Origin of the sequence: Nocardiopsis eucommiae, from assembly GCF_965344335.1 — a bacterium.
Classification (GTDB): Bacteria; Actinomycetota; Actinomycetes; order Streptosporangiales; family Streptosporangiaceae; genus Nocardiopsis; species Nocardiopsis eucommiae.
Genome location: NZ_CBDRIY010000059.1, coordinates 1 through 19,205, shown reverse-complemented (window position 1 = coordinate 19,205; position 19,205 = coordinate 1). Strand labels below are relative to the sequence as shown.

At 70.8% G+C, this 19,205-nt stretch carries 18 protein-coding genes; 8 read left to right on the top strand and 10 right to left on the bottom strand.

The features are described 5' to 3' along the window. Positions 1-54: 54 nt before the first annotated feature. Both ACRWK8_RS25310 and coaA read right to left on the bottom strand, forming a co-directional pair. Positions 55-360, bottom strand: coding sequence for a hypothetical protein (locus ACRWK8_RS25310; RefSeq protein WP_378737662.1), 306 nt, complete (start codon positions 358-360; stop codon positions 55-57). A 187-nt stretch (positions 361-547) separates the two neighbouring features. Next, on the bottom strand, positions 548-1,453 hold the full coding sequence (gene coaA, locus ACRWK8_RS25305) for a type I pantothenate kinase (RefSeq protein ID WP_378738298.1): 906 nt from the start codon (positions 1,451-1,453) through the stop codon (positions 548-550). A 333-nt stretch (positions 1,454-1,786) separates the two neighbouring features. Between coaA and glmS the strand changes: the two genes are divergently transcribed. Next, positions 1,787-3,640, top strand: coding sequence for a glutamine--fructose-6-phosphate transaminase (isomerizing) (gene glmS / locus ACRWK8_RS25300; protein WP_378737665.1), 1,854 nt, complete (start codon positions 1,787-1,789; stop codon positions 3,638-3,640). A 64-nt stretch (positions 3,641-3,704) separates the two neighbouring features. Here the strand turns inward: glmS and ACRWK8_RS25295 are convergent, their stop codons facing one another. Continuing rightward, a complete protein-coding gene (locus ACRWK8_RS25295) occupies positions 3,705-4,064 on the bottom strand; it encodes an STAS domain-containing protein (RefSeq protein WP_378737667.1) in 360 nt (119 codons plus the stop codon). Positions 4,065-4,211: 147 nt separating this feature from the next. Next, complete coding sequence (locus ACRWK8_RS25290) at positions 4,212-4,763, bottom strand: ATP-binding protein (RefSeq protein ID WP_378737669.1); 552 nt, start codon at positions 4,761-4,763, stop codon at positions 4,212-4,214. Positions 4,764-5,137: 374 nt separating this feature from the next. Here ACRWK8_RS25290 and ACRWK8_RS25285 point away from each other — a divergent pair, with 374 nt between their 5' ends. Both ACRWK8_RS25285 and ACRWK8_RS25280 read left to right on the top strand, forming a co-directional pair. Further along, complete coding sequence (locus tag ACRWK8_RS25285) at positions 5,138-5,983, top strand: Sco1979 family transcriptional regulator (RefSeq protein ID WP_431873078.1); 846 nt, start codon at positions 5,138-5,140, stop codon at positions 5,981-5,983. Positions 5,984-6,414: 431 nt separating this feature from the next. Continuing rightward, entirely contained in the window at positions 6,415-6,648 is a 234-nt protein-coding gene (locus ACRWK8_RS25280; RefSeq protein ID WP_017543997.1) for a DUF397 domain-containing protein, read from the top strand. Between the two features lie 228 nt (positions 6,649-6,876). Here the strand turns inward: ACRWK8_RS25280 and ACRWK8_RS25275 are convergent, their stop codons facing one another. Further along, on the bottom strand, positions 6,877-8,238 hold the full coding sequence (locus tag ACRWK8_RS25275; RefSeq protein ID WP_431873077.1) for a KamA family radical SAM protein: 1,362 nt from the start codon (positions 8,236-8,238) through the stop codon (positions 6,877-6,879). Positions 8,239-8,651: 413 nt separating this feature from the next. On the opposite strand from ACRWK8_RS25275, the gene plsX reads away from it, so the two are divergent. After that, positions 8,652-9,728, top strand: coding sequence for a phosphate acyltransferase PlsX (gene plsX, locus ACRWK8_RS25270; RefSeq protein WP_378737674.1), 1,077 nt, complete (start codon positions 8,652-8,654; stop codon positions 9,726-9,728). A gap of 25 nt (positions 9,729-9,753) precedes the next feature. Here plsX and ACRWK8_RS25265 read toward each other — a convergent pair whose 3' ends face one another. Beyond that, positions 9,754-10,194, bottom strand: coding sequence for a protein-tyrosine phosphatase family protein (locus ACRWK8_RS25265; RefSeq protein ID WP_431873076.1), 441 nt, complete (start codon positions 10,192-10,194; stop codon positions 9,754-9,756). Positions 10,195-10,293: 99 nt separating this feature from the next. On the opposite strand from ACRWK8_RS25265, the gene argS reads away from it, so the two are divergent. Both argS and ACRWK8_RS25255 read left to right on the top strand, forming a co-directional pair. Next, positions 10,294-12,039, top strand: a complete 1,746-nt coding sequence (argS, locus tag ACRWK8_RS25260) for an arginine--tRNA ligase (RefSeq protein WP_431873075.1) — start codon at positions 10,294-10,296, stop codon at positions 12,037-12,039. Between the two features lie 209 nt (positions 12,040-12,248). Further along, complete coding sequence (locus ACRWK8_RS25255; RefSeq protein ID WP_431873074.1) at positions 12,249-12,851, top strand: YceI family protein; 603 nt, start codon at positions 12,249-12,251, stop codon at positions 12,849-12,851. A gap of 85 nt (positions 12,852-12,936) precedes the next feature. Here ACRWK8_RS25255 and ACRWK8_RS25250 read toward each other — a convergent pair whose 3' ends face one another. Both ACRWK8_RS25250 and ACRWK8_RS25245 read right to left on the bottom strand, forming a co-directional pair. After that, positions 12,937-13,860 (bottom strand): ribokinase, encoded by a 924-nt coding sequence (locus ACRWK8_RS25250; protein WP_378737682.1) that lies wholly within the window; start codon positions 13,858-13,860, stop codon positions 12,937-12,939. 7 nt (positions 13,861-13,867) lie between these two features. After that, the gene (locus ACRWK8_RS25245; RefSeq protein WP_378737684.1) at positions 13,868-14,692 is read right to left on the bottom strand and encodes an exodeoxyribonuclease III; all 825 of its coding nucleotides are present in this window, start codon (positions 14,690-14,692) and stop codon (positions 13,868-13,870) included. Positions 14,693-15,003: 311 nt separating this feature from the next. Here ACRWK8_RS25245 and ACRWK8_RS25240 point away from each other — a divergent pair, with 311 nt between their 5' ends. Together ACRWK8_RS25240 and ACRWK8_RS25235 are read left to right on the top strand one after the other, a co-directional pair. Next, positions 15,004-16,911, top strand: coding sequence for an acyl-CoA dehydrogenase family protein (locus ACRWK8_RS25240; RefSeq protein WP_431873073.1), 1,908 nt, complete (start codon positions 15,004-15,006; stop codon positions 16,909-16,911). A 43-nt stretch (positions 16,912-16,954) separates the two neighbouring features. Next, positions 16,955-18,187, top strand: coding sequence for a winged helix-turn-helix domain-containing protein (locus ACRWK8_RS25235; RefSeq protein ID WP_378737688.1), 1,233 nt, complete (start codon positions 16,955-16,957; stop codon positions 18,185-18,187). Positions 18,188-18,385: 198 nt separating this feature from the next. On the opposite strand, the gene ACRWK8_RS25230 is transcribed toward ACRWK8_RS25235, so the two are convergent. Both ACRWK8_RS25230 and ACRWK8_RS25225 read right to left on the bottom strand, forming a co-directional pair. Further along, a complete protein-coding gene (locus ACRWK8_RS25230; RefSeq protein WP_431873072.1) occupies positions 18,386-18,841 on the bottom strand; it encodes a type II toxin-antitoxin system VapC family toxin in 456 nt (151 codons plus the stop codon). Next, positions 18,828-19,067: an AbrB/MazE/SpoVT family DNA-binding domain-containing protein gene (locus ACRWK8_RS25225; protein WP_378737692.1), complete on the bottom strand. Its 240-nt coding sequence runs from the start codon at positions 19,065-19,067 to the stop codon at positions 18,828-18,830. Before ACRWK8_RS25225 ends, ACRWK8_RS25230 begins: the two co-directional genes overlap by 14 nt. Positions 19,068-19,205: the final 138 nt, after the last annotated feature.

Here is a 19,205-nt window from a genome sequence, read left to right as displayed (position 1 = left end):
CGCGCACCACGACCCCGGGGGGTCGGTGATGCCGAACCCGTGAGCCTACCCGAGCTACCAGACGCCGGAGCGGTCCGGAGTGAGCATCGCGTCCCGGACGCCGTCCCAGCGCACACGGCCGAGGCCGCCGCCGAGCTCCACGTCCTCGATGACGGCGTCGATGGTCCGCCGGTCGTACTCGTCGGTGAGCTCGACACCGCCGTCGCGGTAGTCGGAGACCAGTCCGACCACGTACTGCCGCAGTTCGGTGACACCCCTGCGGGCGGCGGCGCGGGCCTGTTTGTCCCAGCGGGCGTCATGCGGGATCCACGACGCGACGACCTCGGTGGGGGTGGGGACGTACTCGTGAGGAGTGGCCATAGGGTCACGGTAACCATGAGGCGGGGAGCACGGGGCCGTTAGCCGGATTGTCCGTCCGGCCGCTCCGCCGGAGCCCCGTTCACCTCGGGTCCGACCCGGCGGGGAGCCGTGGGACCCCGGTCACACCGCCGACCGAACGGGTACCGGACCTCCCGACCGCGGAGGCGGCGGGGAGGCCGGGGACCGTTCAGGTCTTGCGCAGGCGCACACGGCTGACGCGGTGGTCGTCGCCCTTGAACAGCACGAGGGTGGCCCGGCCCCGGGTCGGGCGGATGTTCTCCACGAGGTTGACCTCGTTGATGGTCTCCCAGGTGTTGGCGGCGAACTCCAGGGCCTGGGTCTCCTCGATGGTGGTGGCCATGTGGTGGAAGTAGGAGCGGGGGTCGGAGAAGGCGGTCCGCCGCAGCTCCCGGAACCGGTCCAGGTACCAGCTGCGGACGTTGTCCACCTTGGCGTCGACGTAGATGGAGTAGTCGAAGAAGTCGGCGACCGCGAGCCGTCCCGCCGTCGCGGGCTGGAGCACGTTGATGCCCTCGACGATGAGGATGTCGGGGCGGTGCACGGTCTGGCGCTCGCCGGGCACGACGTCGTAGTGCAGGTGGGAGTACACGGGGATGTCGAGGCGGTCGGCTCCGGCCTTCATCTCCGACACGAACCGGACCAGCGCGCGCCGGTCGTAGCTCTCCGGGAACCCCTTGCGGCGCATGAGCCCGCGCGCCTGGAGGACGGAGTTCGGGTGGAGGAAGTTGTCCGTGCTGACGAGCTCGACGTCCGGGTGGTTGGGCCACTGCGCGAGCAGGGAGCGCAGCAGGCGCGCCGTGGTGGACTTGCCCACGGCGACGCTGCCCGCCACGCCGATGATGAACGGCGACGGCCGGTCCGACTCCCCGAGGAAGGCGCGCACCGCGGCGTGCCGCTGCTGCGTCGCGCCCACGTAGAGGTTGAGCAGCCGGGAGAGAGGCAGGTAGATGTCGCGGACCTCGTCGAGGGAGGTGGGGTCGTTGGTACCTCGCAGGTCGCTGAGGTCGGCCTCGGTCAGGGACAGGGGCGTGGAGGCCCGGAGCGCGGCCCAGGCCGCCCGGTCCAGTTCCACGTACGGCGAGGAGATGCCGTTCTTCGTCGCGTGAGACACGGTTGACCACCTTAGACGAGGCGCTCCCCCACTCCGGGCAGCCGGTCCCCCGATTGTCCGACGCGGAGGCGGAACGTGCCGGACACCACACGTTCACGCGGGCGACACGCAAGGTTTTTTGGGTGGGTTCGTCGGGGTGGGAACCGGTTCCACTCGGCGCCCTCCCCCACCCTCCCACCTGCGTGGTCCACCTCGGATACACCAAATGGTCTATACCGCCACCTGGGAAAATACCTATTGGTATGTACCACTGGTTGGTCGATTCCGGACATCTTTTGGCTTACGCTGGCGCCCATGTGCGGAATCGTTGGCTACGTCGGGCCGCAACCGGCGCTTGAGGTCGTGGTGAACGGCCTCGCGAGGTTGGAGTACCGCGGATATGACTCCGCGGGTGTCGCTGTGCTGGGTGAGGGAACCCTGCGCTCCGAGAAGCGGGCGGGCAAGCTCGCCAACCTTCGCCAGGCTCTGGAGGAACACCCTGTCTCCGGTGAGGGAGCCGGGATCGGTCACACCCGTTGGGCCACGCACGGCGCACCCAACGACGTGAACGCCCACCCCCACGTCGACAACGACAACCGGGTGGCCGTCGTCCACAACGGCATCATCGAGAACTTCGCCGCCCTCCGGGCCGAGTTGGAGGAGCAGGGCTGCAAGTTCCTGTCCGAGACCGACACCGAGGTCTCCTCCCACCTGCTCAGCAAGGAGCTGGAGCGGCGCGGCGACGGTGACCTGCCCGGGGCCATGCGCGAGGTGTGCAAGCGGCTGGAGGGCGCCTTCACGCTGGTCGCCGTCTCCACCGACGACCCCGACCTGGTCGTCGCGGCGCGCCGCAACTCGCCGCTGGTCGTCGGTCGCGGCGAGGGCGAGAACTTCCTGGCCAGCGACGTGGCGGCGTTCATCGCCCACACCCGCGAGGCGGTCGAGCTGGGCCAGGACCAGGTCGTGGAGCTGCGCGCCGACTCCGTGGTCGTCACCGACTACGAGGGCAACCCGGTGGACGTGCGTGAGTACCACGTGGACTGGGACGCCTCGGCGGCGGAGAAGGACGGCTTCGACTACTTCATGCTCAAGGAGATCGTGGAGCAGCCCAAGGCTGTCGCGGACACGCTCCTGGGCCGGGTCTCGGTCGACGGCCAGCTCACCCTGGACGAGATGCGGCTGACCCCCGCCGAGCTGCGGTCGGTCGAGAAGATCGTCATCATCGCGTGCGGCACGTCGTATCACGCGGGCCTGATCGCCAAGTACGCGATCGAGCACTGGTGCCGGATCCCCTGCGAGGTGGAGGTCGCCAGCGAGTTCCGCTACCGCGACCCGATCCTGGACCAGCAGACCCTGGTCATCGCCATCTCGCAGTCCGGCGAGAGCATGGACACCCTGATGGCGGTCCGCTACGCCCGCGAGCAGCGCGCCCGCGTGCTGGCGATCTGCAACGTCAACGGGTCCACGATCCCGCGTGAGTCCGACGGCGTGCTGTACACGCACGCCGGTCCGGAGGTCGGGGTGGCCGCCACCAAGACCTTCCTCACCCAGCTGGCCGCCTGCTACCTGATCGGCCTGTACCTGGCCCAGGTGCGCGGGATGAAGTTCGGTGACGAGATCAACGCGGTGATCGCGCAGCTGGCCACCATGCCGGAGCAGATCGAGCGGGTCCTGGACTCGGTGGAGCCGGTCCGTGCGCTGGCCCGTTCCCTGGCCGACGAGAAGACCGTCCTGTTCCTGGGCCGCCACGTGGGCTTCCCCGTGGCGATGGAGGGCGCGCTCAAGCTCAAGGAGCTGGCGTACATGCACGCCGAGGCGTTCGCCGCCGGTGAGCTCAAGCACGGCTCGATCGCGCTCATCGAGGACGGTCTTCCGGTGGTCGTCGTGGTGCCCTCGCCCAAGGGGCGCAGCGTGCTGCACGACAAGATCGTCTCGAACATCCAGGAGGTGCGTGCCCGTGGTGCCCGCACCATCGTGATCGCCGAGGAGGGCGACGAGTCGGTGCGTCCGTACTCGGACTCGCTCATCGAGATCCCGGCGGTGCCGACCCTGCTCCAGCCGATCGTCGCGACGATCCCCATGCAGGTGTTCGCGTGCGAGCTCGCCCTGGCCAAGGGCAACGACGTCGACCAGCCCCGCAACCTCGCCAAGAGCGTGACCGTGGAGTAGGTCCCGACGCGTCCGGGGCGTGTCGCACGGGGGTCTCCCCCGGCGGCGCGCCCCGTTCTCGTGGTCAGTGCAGGGCGTGGGCGGTGTGGCTGGACCGGGCGGCGGCGACGTCGGCGTGGGTGGGAAGCACGGCGTGCAGGTCCAGGACGTCCAGGATGCGGCTCAGCTGGCGGGGCGGGCTCGCGATGAGCAGGTGGCGCTGGGAGCCGGAGGCGATCCGCACGGCGCCGACCAGGGCGTTGACCCCGGAGGCGTCGATGAAGCCCACCCCGGAGAGGTCCACGACGGTACAGTTCTCGATCACCGAAGAGGCCAGCCGGGCGTGGACGCCCTCGGCCGTGGCGATGTCGATCTCGCCTTCGAGGTGGACGACGGACATGCCGTCGCAGCGGAAGTGCTCCTGGTCGGGATCCAGTACGGCCACGCCTTACTCCCGTGTTCGGGGCCGGTGGGGTCTGTGGCGCCGTCGGTCAAATGCCGACATGCCCTTGACAGCCTACTCGGAGCGGCGGGCTGCACTGCTGTCCCGGAACGCGGCCGTTGCCCGTTTCCCGTGGAAATCGGCGCACCCTCAGAACGGATCAGAACCGCAAATCGCCCAGACGATCTTTCCGTGACCGTCCACGGGATTCCATCCCCATTCGCGACTGAATGCGGCCACCAGCCCGAGCCCGCGCCCCGACTCGGCGAAATGGTGCGCCTCGACCCGGACCGGACCGCGCGGGTTGGGGTCCGCGACCATGCAGACCACGGCGCCGTCCCGGGGGAACGGCCGCAGTTGGAGGGTGACCCGGGTCCGCTCGGGGAGGTCGTCGCGGACCGCGTGACGGCACGCGTTGCCGACGAGTTCGGAGATGACGAGCCGAAGGTCCTCGGCCAGCCGCGAGAGTCCCCACGCGGACAGGTTGTCGGCGCCGAACTCCCGCGCCGACCGGACCGAGTCCGGTACCGCGCCGTAACAGGCGGCGGCGCCACCAGGAGCGCGGGTGCTCTCCCCGATGCCCAGTCGGCCAAGCGACGGGTCCCACCACCCGCCCCGGGTCGCCTCGGGCGTGCGCGCCCGGGAGTGCGGACCCCAGGATGCCCCGGCGTGCAGCTCCGAAGGCACCAGCTCTGTGTTCATCACGGTCCTCACGGATGATGTCGGTTCGCGCGTCCGGCCTGTGCCGCGCTCTGCTCCGGCGTACGTGTTCCTTACATACGCAAACCACAGATGCACGTGCAGCTCAACGTTCGGCAACACTATAGGAAGCCCTCCCCCTTTCGGTAGGCCCCCTCACGAAGAATTCGTCCGCCCGTCTTCCGGGATTCCCGCCGGTACCCTTCACTGGGGCTCGAAACGGCGCTCGACGCCCCTGTCCCGGAAGAACGACATCGGTATACTGAGCGGTCGCTCCCGCCAATACCACTCCATAGGGAGGCGAAGTGGTAGCAGACCCAACGCCGAACCACCAGGTCACACAGGATTTCCTGGCCAATTCCAGTGGTGGTCCCACTGTGCTGCGCATTCTGCTCGGCACCCAGCTGCGGCGCTTGCGCCAGGAGAAGGGCATTTCCCGGGAGGACGCCGGGTACGCCATCCGGGCCTCCCACGCCAAGATCAGCCGGATGGAGCTCGGCCAGGTCAGCTTCAAGCACCGGGACGTCGACGACCTGCTGAAGCTGTACGGGGTGCGGGAGCCCGCGCAGCGCGAGGCACTGGTCGGGATGATCTCCAGCGCCAACGCCCAGGGCTGGTGGCACAAGTACGGCGACGTACTGCCGCAGTGGTTCGGCGTCTACGTGGGCCTGGAGGAGGCCGCGTCGGTCATCCGTACCTTCGAGGTCCAGTTCGTGCCCGGCCTCCTCCAGACCGAGGCCTACGCCCGATCGGTGATCCAGCTCTCGCGCACGGCGACGTCCGAGGAGGACGTCAACAGCCGCGTGAACATGCGCATGCATCGGCAACGGCGTTTCACGTCCGCCGAGGGCGACCCGCCGCGCCTGTGGGCGGTCATCGACGAGGCGGTCCTGCACCGCCCCTTCGGTGGCGCCGAGGTCATGCGGGAGCAGGTCGAGCACCTGCTGGAGATGGCCCGCCGCCCCAACATCACCCTCCAGATCGCCACGTTCGCCATGGGCGGCCACCCGGCCGCCGGCGGACCGTTCAGCATCCTGCGGTTCCCCACGCCGCAGCTGCCGGACGTGGTCTACCTGGAGCAGCTGAGCAGCGCCCTGTACTTCGACAAGTTCGACGACACCAGCCGCTACGCGCAGACCATGGACCACCTGGCCACCCAGGCTCCCCTCCCGGGCCAGACCCCGGATCTCCTCCAGGACTTCCTCAAGCGCTACGGGACCTAGGTCCCAGCCGGTCCGCGGGCACCCTCCCGCGCACAGCCACCGACCGGCTCGCCCGCCCCCCGCACCCCCCGCGACCCCGTGAACGCCCTGCGTACCCACGGGGTCGCTTTCGTGTCCGCCTTCGGCCACGACTGGGAAACAATCACGGAACACCGAACCATCAACGGCTCCGGCACGTTAGTCCTGACATGCGGTTCCTTCGATGCCATCGCCGCGCAGCAGTCGGGGGTTGATTACGGATGCAATCACCGATGCACGTGCATGGACTACGCTTTGGCCTCGTATGGGGACAAAGGGATCACCCGCCAATAAACCGCCCTTCCCTGGACAGGATGGACGGTGCCCGGGTGGTCGGGTCCGACGGTCACGGCGTGCAGGAGCCGTCCGCGGACACCCCGCTCACCTGTCCCCGAACTTCCAGGAGGTTGAGGATGCAACCGATCTACAACGGCGTCCCCGCGGACCGGTTGGAGGTCGCATGGACCAAGAGCAGTTGGAGCAACCCGGACGGCAACTGCGTGGAGGTCGCGACCCTGCCCGGCGGTGACATCGCCGTACGCAACTCCCGCGATCCCGAGGGGCCCGCGCTGGTCTACACGCCAGCCGAGATCAGGGCCTTCGTCCGAGGCGCCAAGACCGGCGACTTCGACGCGCTCCTGGACTGACCCGGGCGGTGCCGGACCCGACGCACCGCTCCGAACCACGGCGCCCCGGGGGCCCTCCTCCCCCACCACAGACCACTCCGGGACCCGTGTCCGCGTCGTCGGCCCCGTGGTCGACACCCGTCCCACGGCGGCCTCCTTCCGTCCACGACGCGGACACGGACGGAGCCCGGCACCCCACCAGGGTGCCGGGCTCCGCTGTCGCCACCGCCCGACTGAGCGGTGCCGCCGCTAGAGGCGGGCCGGGTCGACCAGGCCGTTGGCGCCGATCGGGGCGTTCTCCCACGGGAAGTGGGTGGCTCCGAGGGCGGGCTTGAGGTCGAACAGCCAGGCGGCCTTCTCGTCGTACTTGGCGAAGAAGGGCTGGCCGACCAGCTCCGGGTCGCGCGCCTGGATGAAGTGCAGGACGAAGACCTTCTCTCCCATGATCTCCGTCACGCCGTCCACGCAGACCTTGCCGGGGGTCGCCGACATCGACGGGCCGCGCACGGTCCGGGCCAGGCCCGAGACCTTCTGGTAGGCGCCCCGGAAGATGTCGTAGGCCTCGGCCAGCGGCACCGCGAAGTAGTCCTGCGGGCCCGTGTCACGCTCGACGAACATGTAGTAGGGGACCATGCCGTGACGCAGGTGCGTCCGCCACATGTCCTCCCACGTGGCCGAGGAGTCGTTGATCGTGCGGATCAGCGGGGCCTGGGTGCGGATGACCGCCCCCGTGCCGCGGATGCGGCGCACGGCCTCCTGCACGAGCTCGGACTTCATCTCGTTCGGGTGCGAGAAGTGGGCCATGAACGCGAGGTTCTTGCCCGAGGCCACGACCTTCTCGAACAGGCGGAGCGTGTCGTCCGCGTCCGGGTCGGTGGTGAAGCGCTGCGGCCAGTAGGCCAGCGCCTTGGTCCCGATCCGGATGGCCTCCAGGTGCTCGATCTCCAGCAGCGGCTCGATGTAGCGGGAGATGACCCCCTCGCCCATGATCATCGGGTCGCCACCGGTGAACAGGACACTGGTGACCTCGGGGTGCGAGCGCACGTAGTCGACCATCTGGTCGATCTCGCCCGACGCGAACTTCAGGTCGGCGTCACCGACGAACTGGGCCCACCGGAAGCAGTAGGTGCAGTACGCGTGACACGTCTGGCCCTGCTTCGGGAAGAAGAGGACCGTCTCCTTGTACTTGTGCTGGATACCCGGGATGGGCTCCTCGTTGCCCGTGGTGGGCACGTTGAGGTCCATCTGCCCGGCCGGGTGCGGGTTCAGCTTGGCGCGGACGCCGTTGGCGGCCTCGTTGAGCTCCTTGCGGCCCGCGCCGGAGCTGATGAGGTCCGCGATCCTGGAGACGTCGTCCGTGGGCAGCATGTCGGCCTGAGGGAAGACCAGGCGGTAGATCGGATCGTCGGGAGCGGCGTCCCAGTCGATCAGCTCGTCGATGACGTAGCTGTTGACGCGGAACGGCAGCACGTGCGCGACCGCTTTGACCGCGAGCTGCTCGTCAGCCGCGAGACCGGCTCGCGCCGTGAGCTCGTCAAGGTGTTTCGTCGTGTAGGCACGAAACCGACGTCCGGCGGACGCGGACTGTGCCGCGTCTGGCGTTACGCTCACGCCTCTCCTCTCCTGCGGTTGGACAGGGGCCCGCCCTCATGGAGCAGGGCAGCCCTGACCCGGTGGCTTCGGCATACGGGTACCGGGGAACCACCTGGGGATGAAAAATCAGTTATCGGCTGTGACCAGAGTGTTGTCAGCGACCCAGCCAGCGAGCGGATATACCCCGTCTAGGGGCTTTGTACCCACTCTGCGTAATATCCAGCCCTGACCTGGACATACAGGAAGTATCCTCGCATGACTGCACGAACGTACCGTCCGTAGTCAGTGGCGGGGCGACCCGATAACGTGTCACCACATCACCCCGTCCGGCCCCGAAAGGGCGCGGTCACCCGTGCCGTGAAACCGCGCCGAGCTGCGTGAACGGCCCACCGCACCCGCCCATCAGCACCAACCGACCGTGTGAGGAAGCTGTGACTGGCACATCCGACGCGGACGCACCGGTACCGCGTACGTCACCGCCGATCATCGCGGTGGACGCCATGGGCGGCGACAACGCCCCCGGGGAGGTCGTGCGCGGCGCCGTCAGGGCCGTCCGGGAACTGGGCCTCCGGGTCCTGCTCGTGGGACGCCGGACCGAGATCGCCGCCCAGCTCGCCGAGGAGGGCGCCCTGCGCGACGTCCCGGTGGTGCACGCCGAGGACACCCTCGCCATGGATGAGGGGGCCCTGGCCAGCTGGCGGCGCCCGCGCTCCAGCGCCGCGGTCGCCTGCCGCCTGATCCGTCGGGGCGACGCGGACGCGCTGGTCTCGGCGGGCTCGACCGGCGGGATCGTGGCCACCTCCACGGTGCGGCTGCGGACCCAGCCCGGGGTGCTGCGCCCGGCCCTGGCGGTGACCCTGCCGACCGGACCGGTGCCGACGATCATGGTGGACGCCGGAGCCAACGCCGACGCCAAACCGGAGATGCTGGTCCAGTTCGCGCACCTGGGGTGCGCCTACGCGCAGACCGCCTTCGGGGTGGAGCGGCCCCGCGTGGGCGTGCTCAACATCGGTTCCGAACCGGGCAAGGGCAACAAGCTGATCCGCAGGGCCAGCGAACTGCTGGCCGCCGAGGGATCCGAGTCCATGGACTTCCGGGGCAACATCGAGGGCCACGACCTCATGCTCGGCCGGGTGGACGTGGTGGTCACCGACGGCCACACCGGCAACGTGGCGCTCAAGACCATCGAGGGGACCGCCGCCTTCACGATGGACGCCGTCCGGGACGCCCTGACCTCCTCCACCATGGCCAAGGCGGGGGCGGTGCTCCAGCGCGGCGCCCTGCGCAGACTGCGGGAACGGTTCGACAGCGAGACCTACGGCGGCGCCGCCCTGCTGGGCCTGAACGGCACCGTGGTCATCGCGCACGGGGACAGCCACCCGGAGGGCATCGCGCAGGCCTGTCGGCTCGCCCACGACCTGGCGGGCGGGCGGATCGGTGACCAGATCCGCCGCCGGGTGCCCCACCGCTCCGCGCACTGGCTCCACCGCCGTTCCGAGGAACGCTGATCGGGACGGGGCGGACGTGCCCGGCTCAGTCGCGGGCGTCCCCGAAGGCCCGCACGTAGGCCTCCTGCTCGGGGGTCTCCACCGCGTGCGACGAGTAGTGCTCGCGTACGTGGGCCACGGCCTCCTCGGCGGGCACCCCGTCCAGCACGGCGAGGCAGGAGAGCGCGGTCCCGGTCCGGCCGCGCCCGCCCAGGCAGGCCAGCTCCACCCGTTCCCCGTCCGCGCGTTCCAGGGCCTCGCGGAACCCCGCCAGGGCGTCCGCGTCGTCGGCGGGCAGGCCGAAGTCCGGCCAGCGCACCCAGCGGCCGGGCCACCTGAAGGCCGGAGGTTCGTGCTCCAGCAGGTACACCCCGAACCCGGGCGTCGGGCCCTGGGGCAGCGGGTAGCCGAGGCCCCTGCCACGGACCAGGCGGCCCGAGGGCAGTCTCAGCACACCGGGGGCTTCGGGGTTCCAGGCTTCACTCATGGAGGGGAGCGTATCCGGCGGGGCCCCGGCGTATCGGCGGCCGGGAGGACCGTTTGAAACCTGTCGGGAGGGGGATAGGCGGTCGGTACCCTTAGGGGCATGGCCGACCCGCAGGAAGTACTCTCGCGACGGGTCCAGTCCGCCCTCGGCGCCGCCTTCGGCCCCGAGTACGCCGACACCGATCCCGTCGTCCGTCCGTCCCAGTTCGCCGACTACCAGGCGAACGCCGCACTCGCGCTCGCCAAGCGCCTGGGCCGCAAGCCCCGCGAGGTCTCCGCGGCGATCATGGAGCACCTCGACGTCGCTGACGTGTGCAGAGACATCGAGGTCAGCGGGCCGGGCTTCATCAACCTCACGCTGCGCGAGGACTGGATCGCGGACCAGACGCGCCAGCTCCTCGACGACCCGCGCGTGGGCGTTCCGGTCCAGGAGCGCCTGAACATCCCGCTCGACTACTCCGCGCCCAACGTGGCCAAGGAGATGCACGTCGGGCACCTGCGCACCACCGTGGTGGGCGACTCCCTGGCCCGCACGCTGGAGTTCCTGGGCCACCACGTCATCCGCCAGAACCACATCGGTGACTGGGGCACCCCCTTCGGCATGCTCATCGAGCACCTGCTGGAGGCCGGGGAGGACTCCGAGGAGGCCGACCTCCTCACCACGGACCCCAACGCCTTCTACCAGGCGGCCCGGACGAAGTTCGACTCCTCGGGCGAGGGACCGGACGACTTCGCCGCCCGTGCGCGCCGCCGGGTGGTCGCCCTCCAGGGCGGCGACGAGGAGACGCTGCGTCTGTGGCGCGAGCTGGTGGGCCTGTCCCGGATCTACTTCAACAAGGTCTACGCCAAGCTGGGCGTCACCCTCACCGACGACCACCTCGCCGGCGAGAGCAGCTACAACGCGATGCTCGCGGACGTGTGCGACGAGCTGGAGTCCAAGGGCATCGCGGAGATCAGCGACGGCGCCCTGTGCGTGTTCCTGGAGGGCTTCACCGGCCGCGAGGACAAGCCGGTCCCGCTGATCGTCCGCAAGAGCGACGGCGGCTACGGCTACGCGACCACGGACCTGGCGACCGTCCGGTACCGGGTGGACGACCTCAAGGCCGACCGCATCCTGTACGTGGTCGGCGCCCCGCAGGCCATGCACTTCAAGATGGTCTGGGCCACCGCCCGCAAGGCCGGGTGGCTGCCGGACCGCGTCGAGACCACGCACGTGCAGATCGGCAACGTGCTGGGCCCGGACGGCAAGATCCTGCGTACCCGCAGCGGCGCCCCGGTCCGGCTCGTGCAGCTGCTCGACGAGGCGATCGAGCGGGCCGCGGCCGTGGTCGCGGAGAACCGCCCCGACCTGGACGCCGAGAGCCAGGCGGAGATCGCCCGCAAGGTCGGCATCGGCGCGGTGAAGTACGCGGACCTGTCGGTCTCGCACGACACCGAGTACGTGTTCGACTTCGACCGCATGCTGGCGCTGACCGGGAACACCGGTCCGTACATCCAGTACGCGCAGGCCCGGATCCGCTCCATCTTCCGCAAGGGCGGGGTGGACCCCCGGGGCGTCGACGGCGCGATCACCGTCTCCGAGGGCTCCGAGCGCGACCTCGCGCTCAAGCTGCTCGGCTTCGGCGCGGTGGTGGAGCAGGTGGGCGACCACCTCCAGCCGCACCGCCTGTCCACGTACCTGTTCGAGCTGGCGCAGACGCTCACCGCCTTCTACGAGCACTGCCCGGTGCTGACGGCGTCGACCGACGCCGAACGTGAGTCGCGGCTGGCGCTGGTGTCCGTGGCGCTGCGGGTGCTGGTCCAGGGCCTGGACCTGCTCGGTGTGGAGTCGCCCGAGCACATGTAGCGCGTCGGCGCGCGTACGTCGGGAGGGTCGGGGCCACGGGCTCCGGCCCTCCTTCGCGTGTCCGGTCGGAACGCCGCGTCACGGGGCTTGCGAACGGCGAGTCGAAAGTCTCTTCGCAGGTCAGAGGCGAACCAGGGGATCTGGTCGGGCATCGGACCTACAGTAAGTGGACAAATGTCTCATACCGGACAAAGAGGGAGTTAGCGCCCATGACATCCATCCCCGAGTTCGGCCCGCGCACCGGTACCTGGCACCTCGACCCGCTGCACTCCAGCCTGATCTTCGTCGCCCACTACCTGCGCTTCGGCCGGGTCCAGGGCACCTTCGGCAGGGCCGAGGGGCGGGTCCACGTGACGGAGGACCCCGCCCGCTCCTCGGTGGAGGTCGTGATCGCGTCGGACAGCGTCAACACCGGTGTCGACGCCCGGGACGCCCACCTGCGCTCCGCCGACTTCCTCGACGTCGAGCGCCACCCGGAGATCCGCTTCACCTCGACCCGCCTGGAGCCCGGCAGGAAGCGGAACTCCTTCCGCCTGCACGGCGACCTCACCCTCCACGGCACGGCGCTCCCCGTCGTCCTCGACGGCGCGTGGGTGGGCGAGGCCCCCGACTACGCCTCACCCGAGGACACGTACGGCCACTTCTTCTCCGCCACGACCAGGATCAGCCTGTCCGACTTCGGGGTGGGCGACGGCGGGCCCGTGCCCTGGGGCGGCCGTCTCGTCGGGGACACCGTGGACATCGTGCTGGAGGTCCGTCTCCAGGACCAGGACCCCGCGCCGTTCCTGAAGCAGATCGGGCACACCCCCTGACCTCCGTGGCCAGGGGGTGTGCCCGATCCCGCGCGCTCCCGCCCGGCGCCCCGGTCGGGGCCCGGCCGCAGGAGCGTCACCGCGCTCAGCCCCTGAGCAGGGCCTCCACCTCGTCCCGCGAGGCCATCGACGAACTGGCTCCGTGCCGTCCCACGGAGATCGCGGCGGCGGCCGCGGCGAACTCCATCGCCTCCCGCGCCGAGCGGCCCTCGGCCCGGGCCACGGCGAACGAGCCGCAGAACGTGTCACCGGCCGCCGTGGTGTCCACGGCCTCCACCTGACGCGCCGGAACGTGCACCGGCTCCTCGCCCCGACGCCCGAACAGCGAGCCGTCCTCGCCCAGCGTCAACAGCACCTCGGGCACCCACTCCAGCAGCGCCGCCAGCGCGGCGCGCGGTTCGGTGTGCCCGGTGATGGCGGCCGCCTCGTGCTGGTTGGGCACGAGCACGTCCACGTTGGCCAGGAGCTCGTCCGGGAGATCCCGCGCGGGGGCGGGCGTCAGGTAGACCGGCACGCCCAGGCCCCGGCCCAGCCGCGCCCCGGCGACCACGGCCTCCATCGGCAGCTCCAGCTGGAGCAGCAGCGCGGCGGCACCGGCCACCCGCGCCTCGTCGCCGTCGACCGCTCCGGCCGCCGCGTTGGCGCCCGGCACCACGATGATCCGGTTGCCGCCCCGGCCGTCCACCGCGATGTGCGCGACCCCGGACACCCCCGGGACGGTGCGCAGACCGGAGGCGTCGATCCCGTGGGAGACCAGGTTGGCGCGCAGTTCGGCGCCGAAGGCGTCGTCTCCGACGGCCCCGAGGAAGGCGACCTCGGCCCCGGCCCGCGCGGCGGCCACCGCCTGGTTGGCGCCCTTGCCCCCGGGGACCTGGCGGAAGTCCGTGCCGGTGACGGTCTCGCCGCCACCCGGGACCGTGTCCACGTAGGCCACCAGGTCCATGTTGACGCTGCCGAGGACGGCGAGGCGCGGCACGGCGCTCACTTCGTTACCCACTTCTCTGTTCATTCCCAGGTCACTTCTTGGGCCGGTCGACCGGCTGGCTGTCGGCACCGTCGAGGGCGACGATGACGGGGGCGTGGTCGGAGGCGCCCTTGCCCTTGCGCTCCTCGCGGTCGATGCTCGCACCGGTCACCCGCGCCCGCAGCGCGGGCGAGGCGAGCACGAAGTCGATGCGCATGCCCTTGCGCTTGGGGAAGGACAGCGCCTTGTAGTCCCAGTAGGTGTAGACGCCGGGTCCGGGCGTGTACTCCCGCACGACCTCGGAGAACCCGGCGTCGACCAGCCGGGTGAAGGCGGTGCGCTCGGGTTCGGTGACGTGGGTGAGCCCCTCGAAGGCGGCCATGTCCCACACGTCGTCGTCCTGCGGGGCGATGTTGAAGTCACCGACGTAGGCGATCTGCGCCTCGGGGTCCTCGGCCAGACGCGCGGCGCCCGCCTCGCGCAGGGCCTCCAGCCAGCGCAGCTTGTACGCGTAGTGGGGGTGGTCGACCTCCCGCCCGTTGGGCACGTACAGGCTCCACACCTGGACGCCGCCGCAGGTGGCGCCGATGGCGCGGGCCTCACGCTCCTCGGGGTCGCCGTAGCCGGGCTGGCCGGGGAAGCCGATCCGGACGTCCTCCAACCCCACGCGCGAGGCGATCGCGACGCCGTTCCACTGCGAGAGGCCGTGGTGGGCCACCTCGTACCCGCGGTCGGTGAGGACCGAGGCGGGGAACTGGTCGTCGCGGGCCTTGGTCTCCTGGATGGCGAGGACGTCGATGTCGCTCCGGTCGAGCCAGTCACCGATCCGCTCGGCCCTGGCCCGGGCACTGTTCACATTCCATGTCGCGATACGCACAGCCAAAGGCTAGAGGATCGCGCCGACGGACCGCTCCGACCTGGCCGGACTCGCGCATCCGGCGGGTGCGGACACGAGGAACCCCGGTGCGGCCGTCCTCCGCACCGGGGTTCGGCGACTCCCGGCATGAGCTCGGTTGGTTTCCGTCGCGCTTCGTTGGACGGCCACGCCCCTCGAACGGTTCGCATCGTGCGCAAGGTTTTTCCCGCCCCCCGGGTACCGGGGCCCTCATGGGTATCGGACCCGCACCCTTCGGGTAGGCCTGTGGGAGAGGCCACAGGGACCCTCCCTCCAGGTGAGGTGAACGTGTCATGTCGACGGACGATCCCCGCGAGGCCCGGCGGGAGGCCGAACGCGCCAGACAGGGCGGAGGGAAGCGGCCGGGCTTCGCCAGGGAGCTCTACCTGGGCCGCCTGCGCCTGGACCTGGTCGATCCCCCGTACCCGGACGCATCCGCGACACGGCGCGCGGAGGCCTTCCTCGCCCGACTGCGTGAGGTGTGCGCGGGCGTCGACGCCCCGCGCGTCGAGCTGGAGGAGCGCGTCCCCGACGAGACCGTCGCGGCCCTGCGCGGGATCGGCGCGTTCGGCATGAGGATCCCCACCCGCTACGGCGGGCTCGGCCTCTCGCAGTACCACTACGACCACGCCCTGACCCTGGTCGGCTCCGTCTGCCCGGCGATCGCCGCCCTGCTCTCCGCCCACCAGTCCATCGGGGTCCCCCAGCCGGTCCACCGGTTCGGCACCGAGGAACAGCGCCGCGCCTACCTGCCCCGGTGCGCCGAGGGGGCCGTCAGCGCCTTCCTGCTCACCGAACCCGACGTGGGCAGCGACCCGGCACGGCTGCGCACCAGGGCCACGCCCACGGACGACGGTGCGGCGTACCTGCTGGACGGGGTCAAGCTGTGGACCACCAACGGCGTGGTGGCCGAGCTCCTCCTCGTGCTGGCGCGGGTGCCCGAGGGGCCCGGCCACCCCGGCGGGATCACCGCGTTCGTGGTGGAGGGCGACTCCCCCGGCGTCACCGTGGAGCACCGCAACCGCTTCATGGGACTGAAGGGCCTGGAGAACGGGGTCACCCGCCTGCACGGGGTGCGGGTGCCCGCCGCCCAGCGGATCGGCGCGGAGGGCCGGGGGCTGCGCATCGCGCTGTCCACGCTCGACACCGGACGCCTGTCCCTGCCCGCCCTCTGTGTGGGCGCGGGCAAGTGGGCGACCGGGATCGCCCGTCAGTGGGCACGTGAGCGCGTCCAGTGGGGTGAGCCGGTGGGTCGGCACGAGGAGGTCGCCAGGAAACTGTCCTTCATCACGGCCACGACGTACGCCATGGAGTCCGTGCTCGACCTGACCGGGCGGATGGCAGACGACGGGCGCCACGACATCCGGGTGGAGGCGGCCCTGGCCAAGCTCTGGACGTCGGAGATGGCCTACCGGGTCGCCGACGAACTGGTCCAGGTACGCGGCGGACGCGGATACGAGACCGCCGGATCCCAGGCGGCGCGGGGCGAGCGCGGCGTGCCGGCCGAGCAGCTGCTCCGCGACCTGCGGATCAACCGGATCTTCGAGGGCAGCACGGAGATCATGCGGCTCCTGATCGCCCGCGAGGCCGTGGACGCGCACCTGTCCGTGGCCGGGGACCTCGTCGACCCCGACGCCGGCCGGGTCCGGAGGGCGCGCGCCGCAGCGAGGGCGGGCGGGTTCTACGCCCGGTGGCTGCCGACCCTGGTGGTCGGCCGGGGTCAGGTGCCGTCCGCCTTCGAGGAGTTCGGCCCACTCGCGGAGCACCTGCGCTTCGTGGAGCGGGCCTCGCGTCGGCTGGCGCGCTCCACCTTCCACGGGATGGCCCGCTGGCGGGGAGGGCTGGAGGCCAGGCAGGGGTTCCTCGGTCGCGTGGTGGACGTCGGCGCCGAGCTCTTCGCGACGAGTGCCGTGGTCGTGCGCGCCCGCGCCGACGCGGACGCGCACCCCGAACGCGGCACCACGCCGCTGGAGGTGGCCGACGTGTTCTGCCGCCAGTCCCGACTGCGGGTCGAGTCCCTCTTCGAGGGGCTGTGGTCCAACACCGACGAGCTGGACGGAAGGCTGGCCCGGCGCCTGATGGCCGACTCCTACACCTGGCTGGAGGAGGGGGTCCTGGACCCGTCGCTGCCCGGACCGTGGATCGCGCCCGCCGATCCGGGGCCGTCCGTGCTCGACGACCTGCACCGCCGGACGGGCTGAATCCCTTCCCGGAAACGTCGTCGGCTGCGGATACGGTGACCAGATGGCCGCACCACACCCCCGCCGCGACGCGGAGATCTCACTGCCGCAGGCCCGCCGGATCGCCCTGGCCGCCCAGGGCTTCCACGACCCCCGGCCGGGCTCCACCCCCACACTCGCGCACCTGGCGCGCGTGGTCCGGCGGGTGGGGCTGCTCCAGATCGACAGCGTGAACGTGCTCGCCCGCAGCCAGTACCTGCCGGTGTTCGCCCGGATCGGCACGTACTCCCCCGCCCTGCTGGACCGGGCCACCACCACGAGCGTCGGTGACAGCCCGGCCCGGCTGGTCGAGTGCTGGGCGCACGAGGCGAGCCTGGTGCCGCCCGCCACCCACCGCCTCATGCGGTACCGGATGGAGCTCAACCGGGCCCAGCGGAACGTGGGGTGGATGAACGGCATCCGGGAGGACAAGCCCGACCTGGTCCGGGCGGTGCACGAGGAGGTGGCCCGGATCGGTCCGGCCACCGCCCGGGAGGTGGAGGCGGCGCTGGCCCACGACGTGCCGCGCGCCAAGGACCACTGGGGCTGGAACTGGTCCGAGATCAAACGGTGCCTGGAGTACCTGTTCTGGATCGGTGACCTCACCTCGAACGGCCGCAACACCCAGTTCGAACGCCGCTACGACCTGCCCGAACGCGTCCTGCCCGCCGAGGTGCACGCGCTCCCCCACCCCACCCCGGAGGAGGCGCACCGCGAGCTGGTCGCCATCGCCGCGCGTGCGCACGGCATCGCCACCGAGCCCGACCTGCGCGACTACTTCCGGCTCAAGGGCGCGGGGTCCCGTGCCGCCGTGGCCGACCTGGTGGACGCCGGGGAACTGGTCCCGGTCACCGTGGAGGGCTGGGAGCGCCCCGCCTACCTGCACCGGGACGCCCGCGTCCCGCGCCGGGTGGACGCCCGCGCCCTGCTCAGCCCGTTCGACTCCCTGGTGTGGACCCGCGACCGCGCCCAGGAACTCTTCGGGTTCCGCTACCGCCTGGAGATCTACGTGCCCGCCGCCAAGCGGGTGCACGGGTACTACGTGCTGCCCTTCCTGCTGGGTGACGACCTCGTGGCCCGGGTGGACCTCAAGGCGGACCGCGCCTCGGGCACCCTGCTCGCCCGCCAGATCACCCTGGAGGAGGGCGCCCCCGCCGACACCATGCCCGAACTGGTGGCGCAGCTGGAGGAGATGGCGGCCTGGCTCGGCCTGGAGAACGGCGTCGGCGGCGAGGGCCTGGCCCACCCCGTCCGCTGACGGCGGTCAGCCCGCGGCGCACACGTCAACTCCTCGTCGGCCGTCCACGTCATCCGCGTCACACCTCCACCGCAGCCATGGGCATCGACGGTGAGGCGGGTTCCCACGACGACGGGCCGCGCACGGGGTGTGCGGCCCGTCGGGGTACGGGGAGGCACCCATGGTTCGGAGGGGCCTTCCCACCGGGGCCGTGGTCACCTAGTTCGGACTGAGCAGCTTCACCGACGGGAAGTACGTCCGGAATCGCCGGGCGTCTCTGGTCAGGAGCTGATGGCCTTCGATCGCCGCGTGGGCACCGATGTAGAAGTCCGGCAGCGGCGCGTGCTTGGTCCCGCCCTGCTTCCGGTAGCGGAGGTGACACTTTCCGGCCAGGAAGGCCGCTTCCCACGGCAGGTCGGAGCGAACGAAGTCGCCGCCCAGCGCGAGGTCCAGTTCCTCGATGCGGGTGAAGCCCACGGAGACCTCGGCGTAGATGATCGGGTTGATCACCACGGGGCCCCGGTCAGCCGCCTCCACCAAGGCCCGTTCCGACCACTCACCCCAGGTGGGATCGCCGGTGAGGACGTCCAGCAGCACGTCGGTGTCGACCATCGTGGAGGACGGCCCGGCTCCGTCACTTTCCAGGCAGGACCTGACGGCCTCAGCAGTCGTCATCGTCTCCCCTGGTCAACGCCATGATCTCGTCCGTGCTCATACTGGTCGTGGTCCTACCGCGCAGTCGCTCGACGAGGCGCTGGCCGCGTGAGGGCTCGGTCGCCGCGCGAACCACACGCGCACCGTTGCCCTCCAGGACGAACTCGACCTCGTCTCCGGGGCTGAGACCGAGTCTCCTGCGCACCTCGACCGGGATGGTGACCTGACCCTTCTCGGTGATCCTCATGGAACCAGGGTAATACTTCACAGGTATTACTTCTGGAGACTCCGCACCAACTCCGGGTGTTCCACGACGACGGGCCGCGCACGGGGTGCGCGGCCCGTCGGGGTGCGGGGAGGGCAGAAGCGTTCGACGATGGTGAAG

What these genes read in the sequence shown, in the direction of transcription:
- ACRWK8_RS25310 (WP_378737662.1), bottom strand. Translation starts at nt 360, where the DNA reads ATGGCCACTCCTCACGAGTACGTCCCCACCCCCACCGAGGTCGTCGCG.
- glmS (WP_378737665.1), top strand. Translation starts at nt 1,787, where the DNA reads ATGTGCGGAATCGTTGGCTACGTCGGGCCGCAACCGGCGCTTGAGGTC.
- ACRWK8_RS25290 (WP_378737669.1), bottom strand. Translation starts at nt 4,763, where the DNA reads ATGAACACAGAGCTGGTGCCTTCGGAGCTGCACGCCGGGGCATCCTGG.
- ACRWK8_RS25280 (WP_017543997.1), top strand. Translation starts at nt 6,415, where the DNA reads ATGCAACCGATCTACAACGGCGTCCCCGCGGACCGGTTGGAGGTCGCA.
- ACRWK8_RS25265 (WP_431873076.1), bottom strand. Translation starts at nt 10,194, where the DNA reads ATGAGTGAAGCCTGGAACCCCGAAGCCCCCGGTGTGCTGAGACTGCCC.
- argS (WP_431873075.1), top strand. Translation starts at nt 10,294, where the DNA reads ATGGCCGACCCGCAGGAAGTACTCTCGCGACGGGTCCAGTCCGCCCTC.
- ACRWK8_RS25255 (WP_431873074.1), top strand. Translation starts at nt 12,249, where the DNA reads ATGACATCCATCCCCGAGTTCGGCCCGCGCACCGGTACCTGGCACCTC.
- ACRWK8_RS25250 (WP_378737682.1), bottom strand. Translation starts at nt 13,860, where the DNA reads ATGAACAGAGAAGTGGGTAACGAAGTGAGCGCCGTGCCGCGCCTCGCC.
- ACRWK8_RS25240 (WP_431873073.1), top strand. Translation starts at nt 15,004, where the DNA reads ATGTCGACGGACGATCCCCGCGAGGCCCGGCGGGAGGCCGAACGCGCC.
- ACRWK8_RS25235 (WP_378737688.1), top strand. Translation starts at nt 16,955, where the DNA reads ATGGCCGCACCACACCCCCGCCGCGACGCGGAGATCTCACTGCCGCAG.
- ACRWK8_RS25230 (WP_431873072.1), bottom strand. Translation starts at nt 18,841, where the DNA reads ATGACGACTGCTGAGGCCGTCAGGTCCTGCCTGGAAAGTGACGGAGCC.
- ACRWK8_RS25225 (WP_378737692.1), bottom strand. Translation starts at nt 19,067, where the DNA reads ATGAGGATCACCGAGAAGGGTCAGGTCACCATCCCGGTCGAGGTGCGC.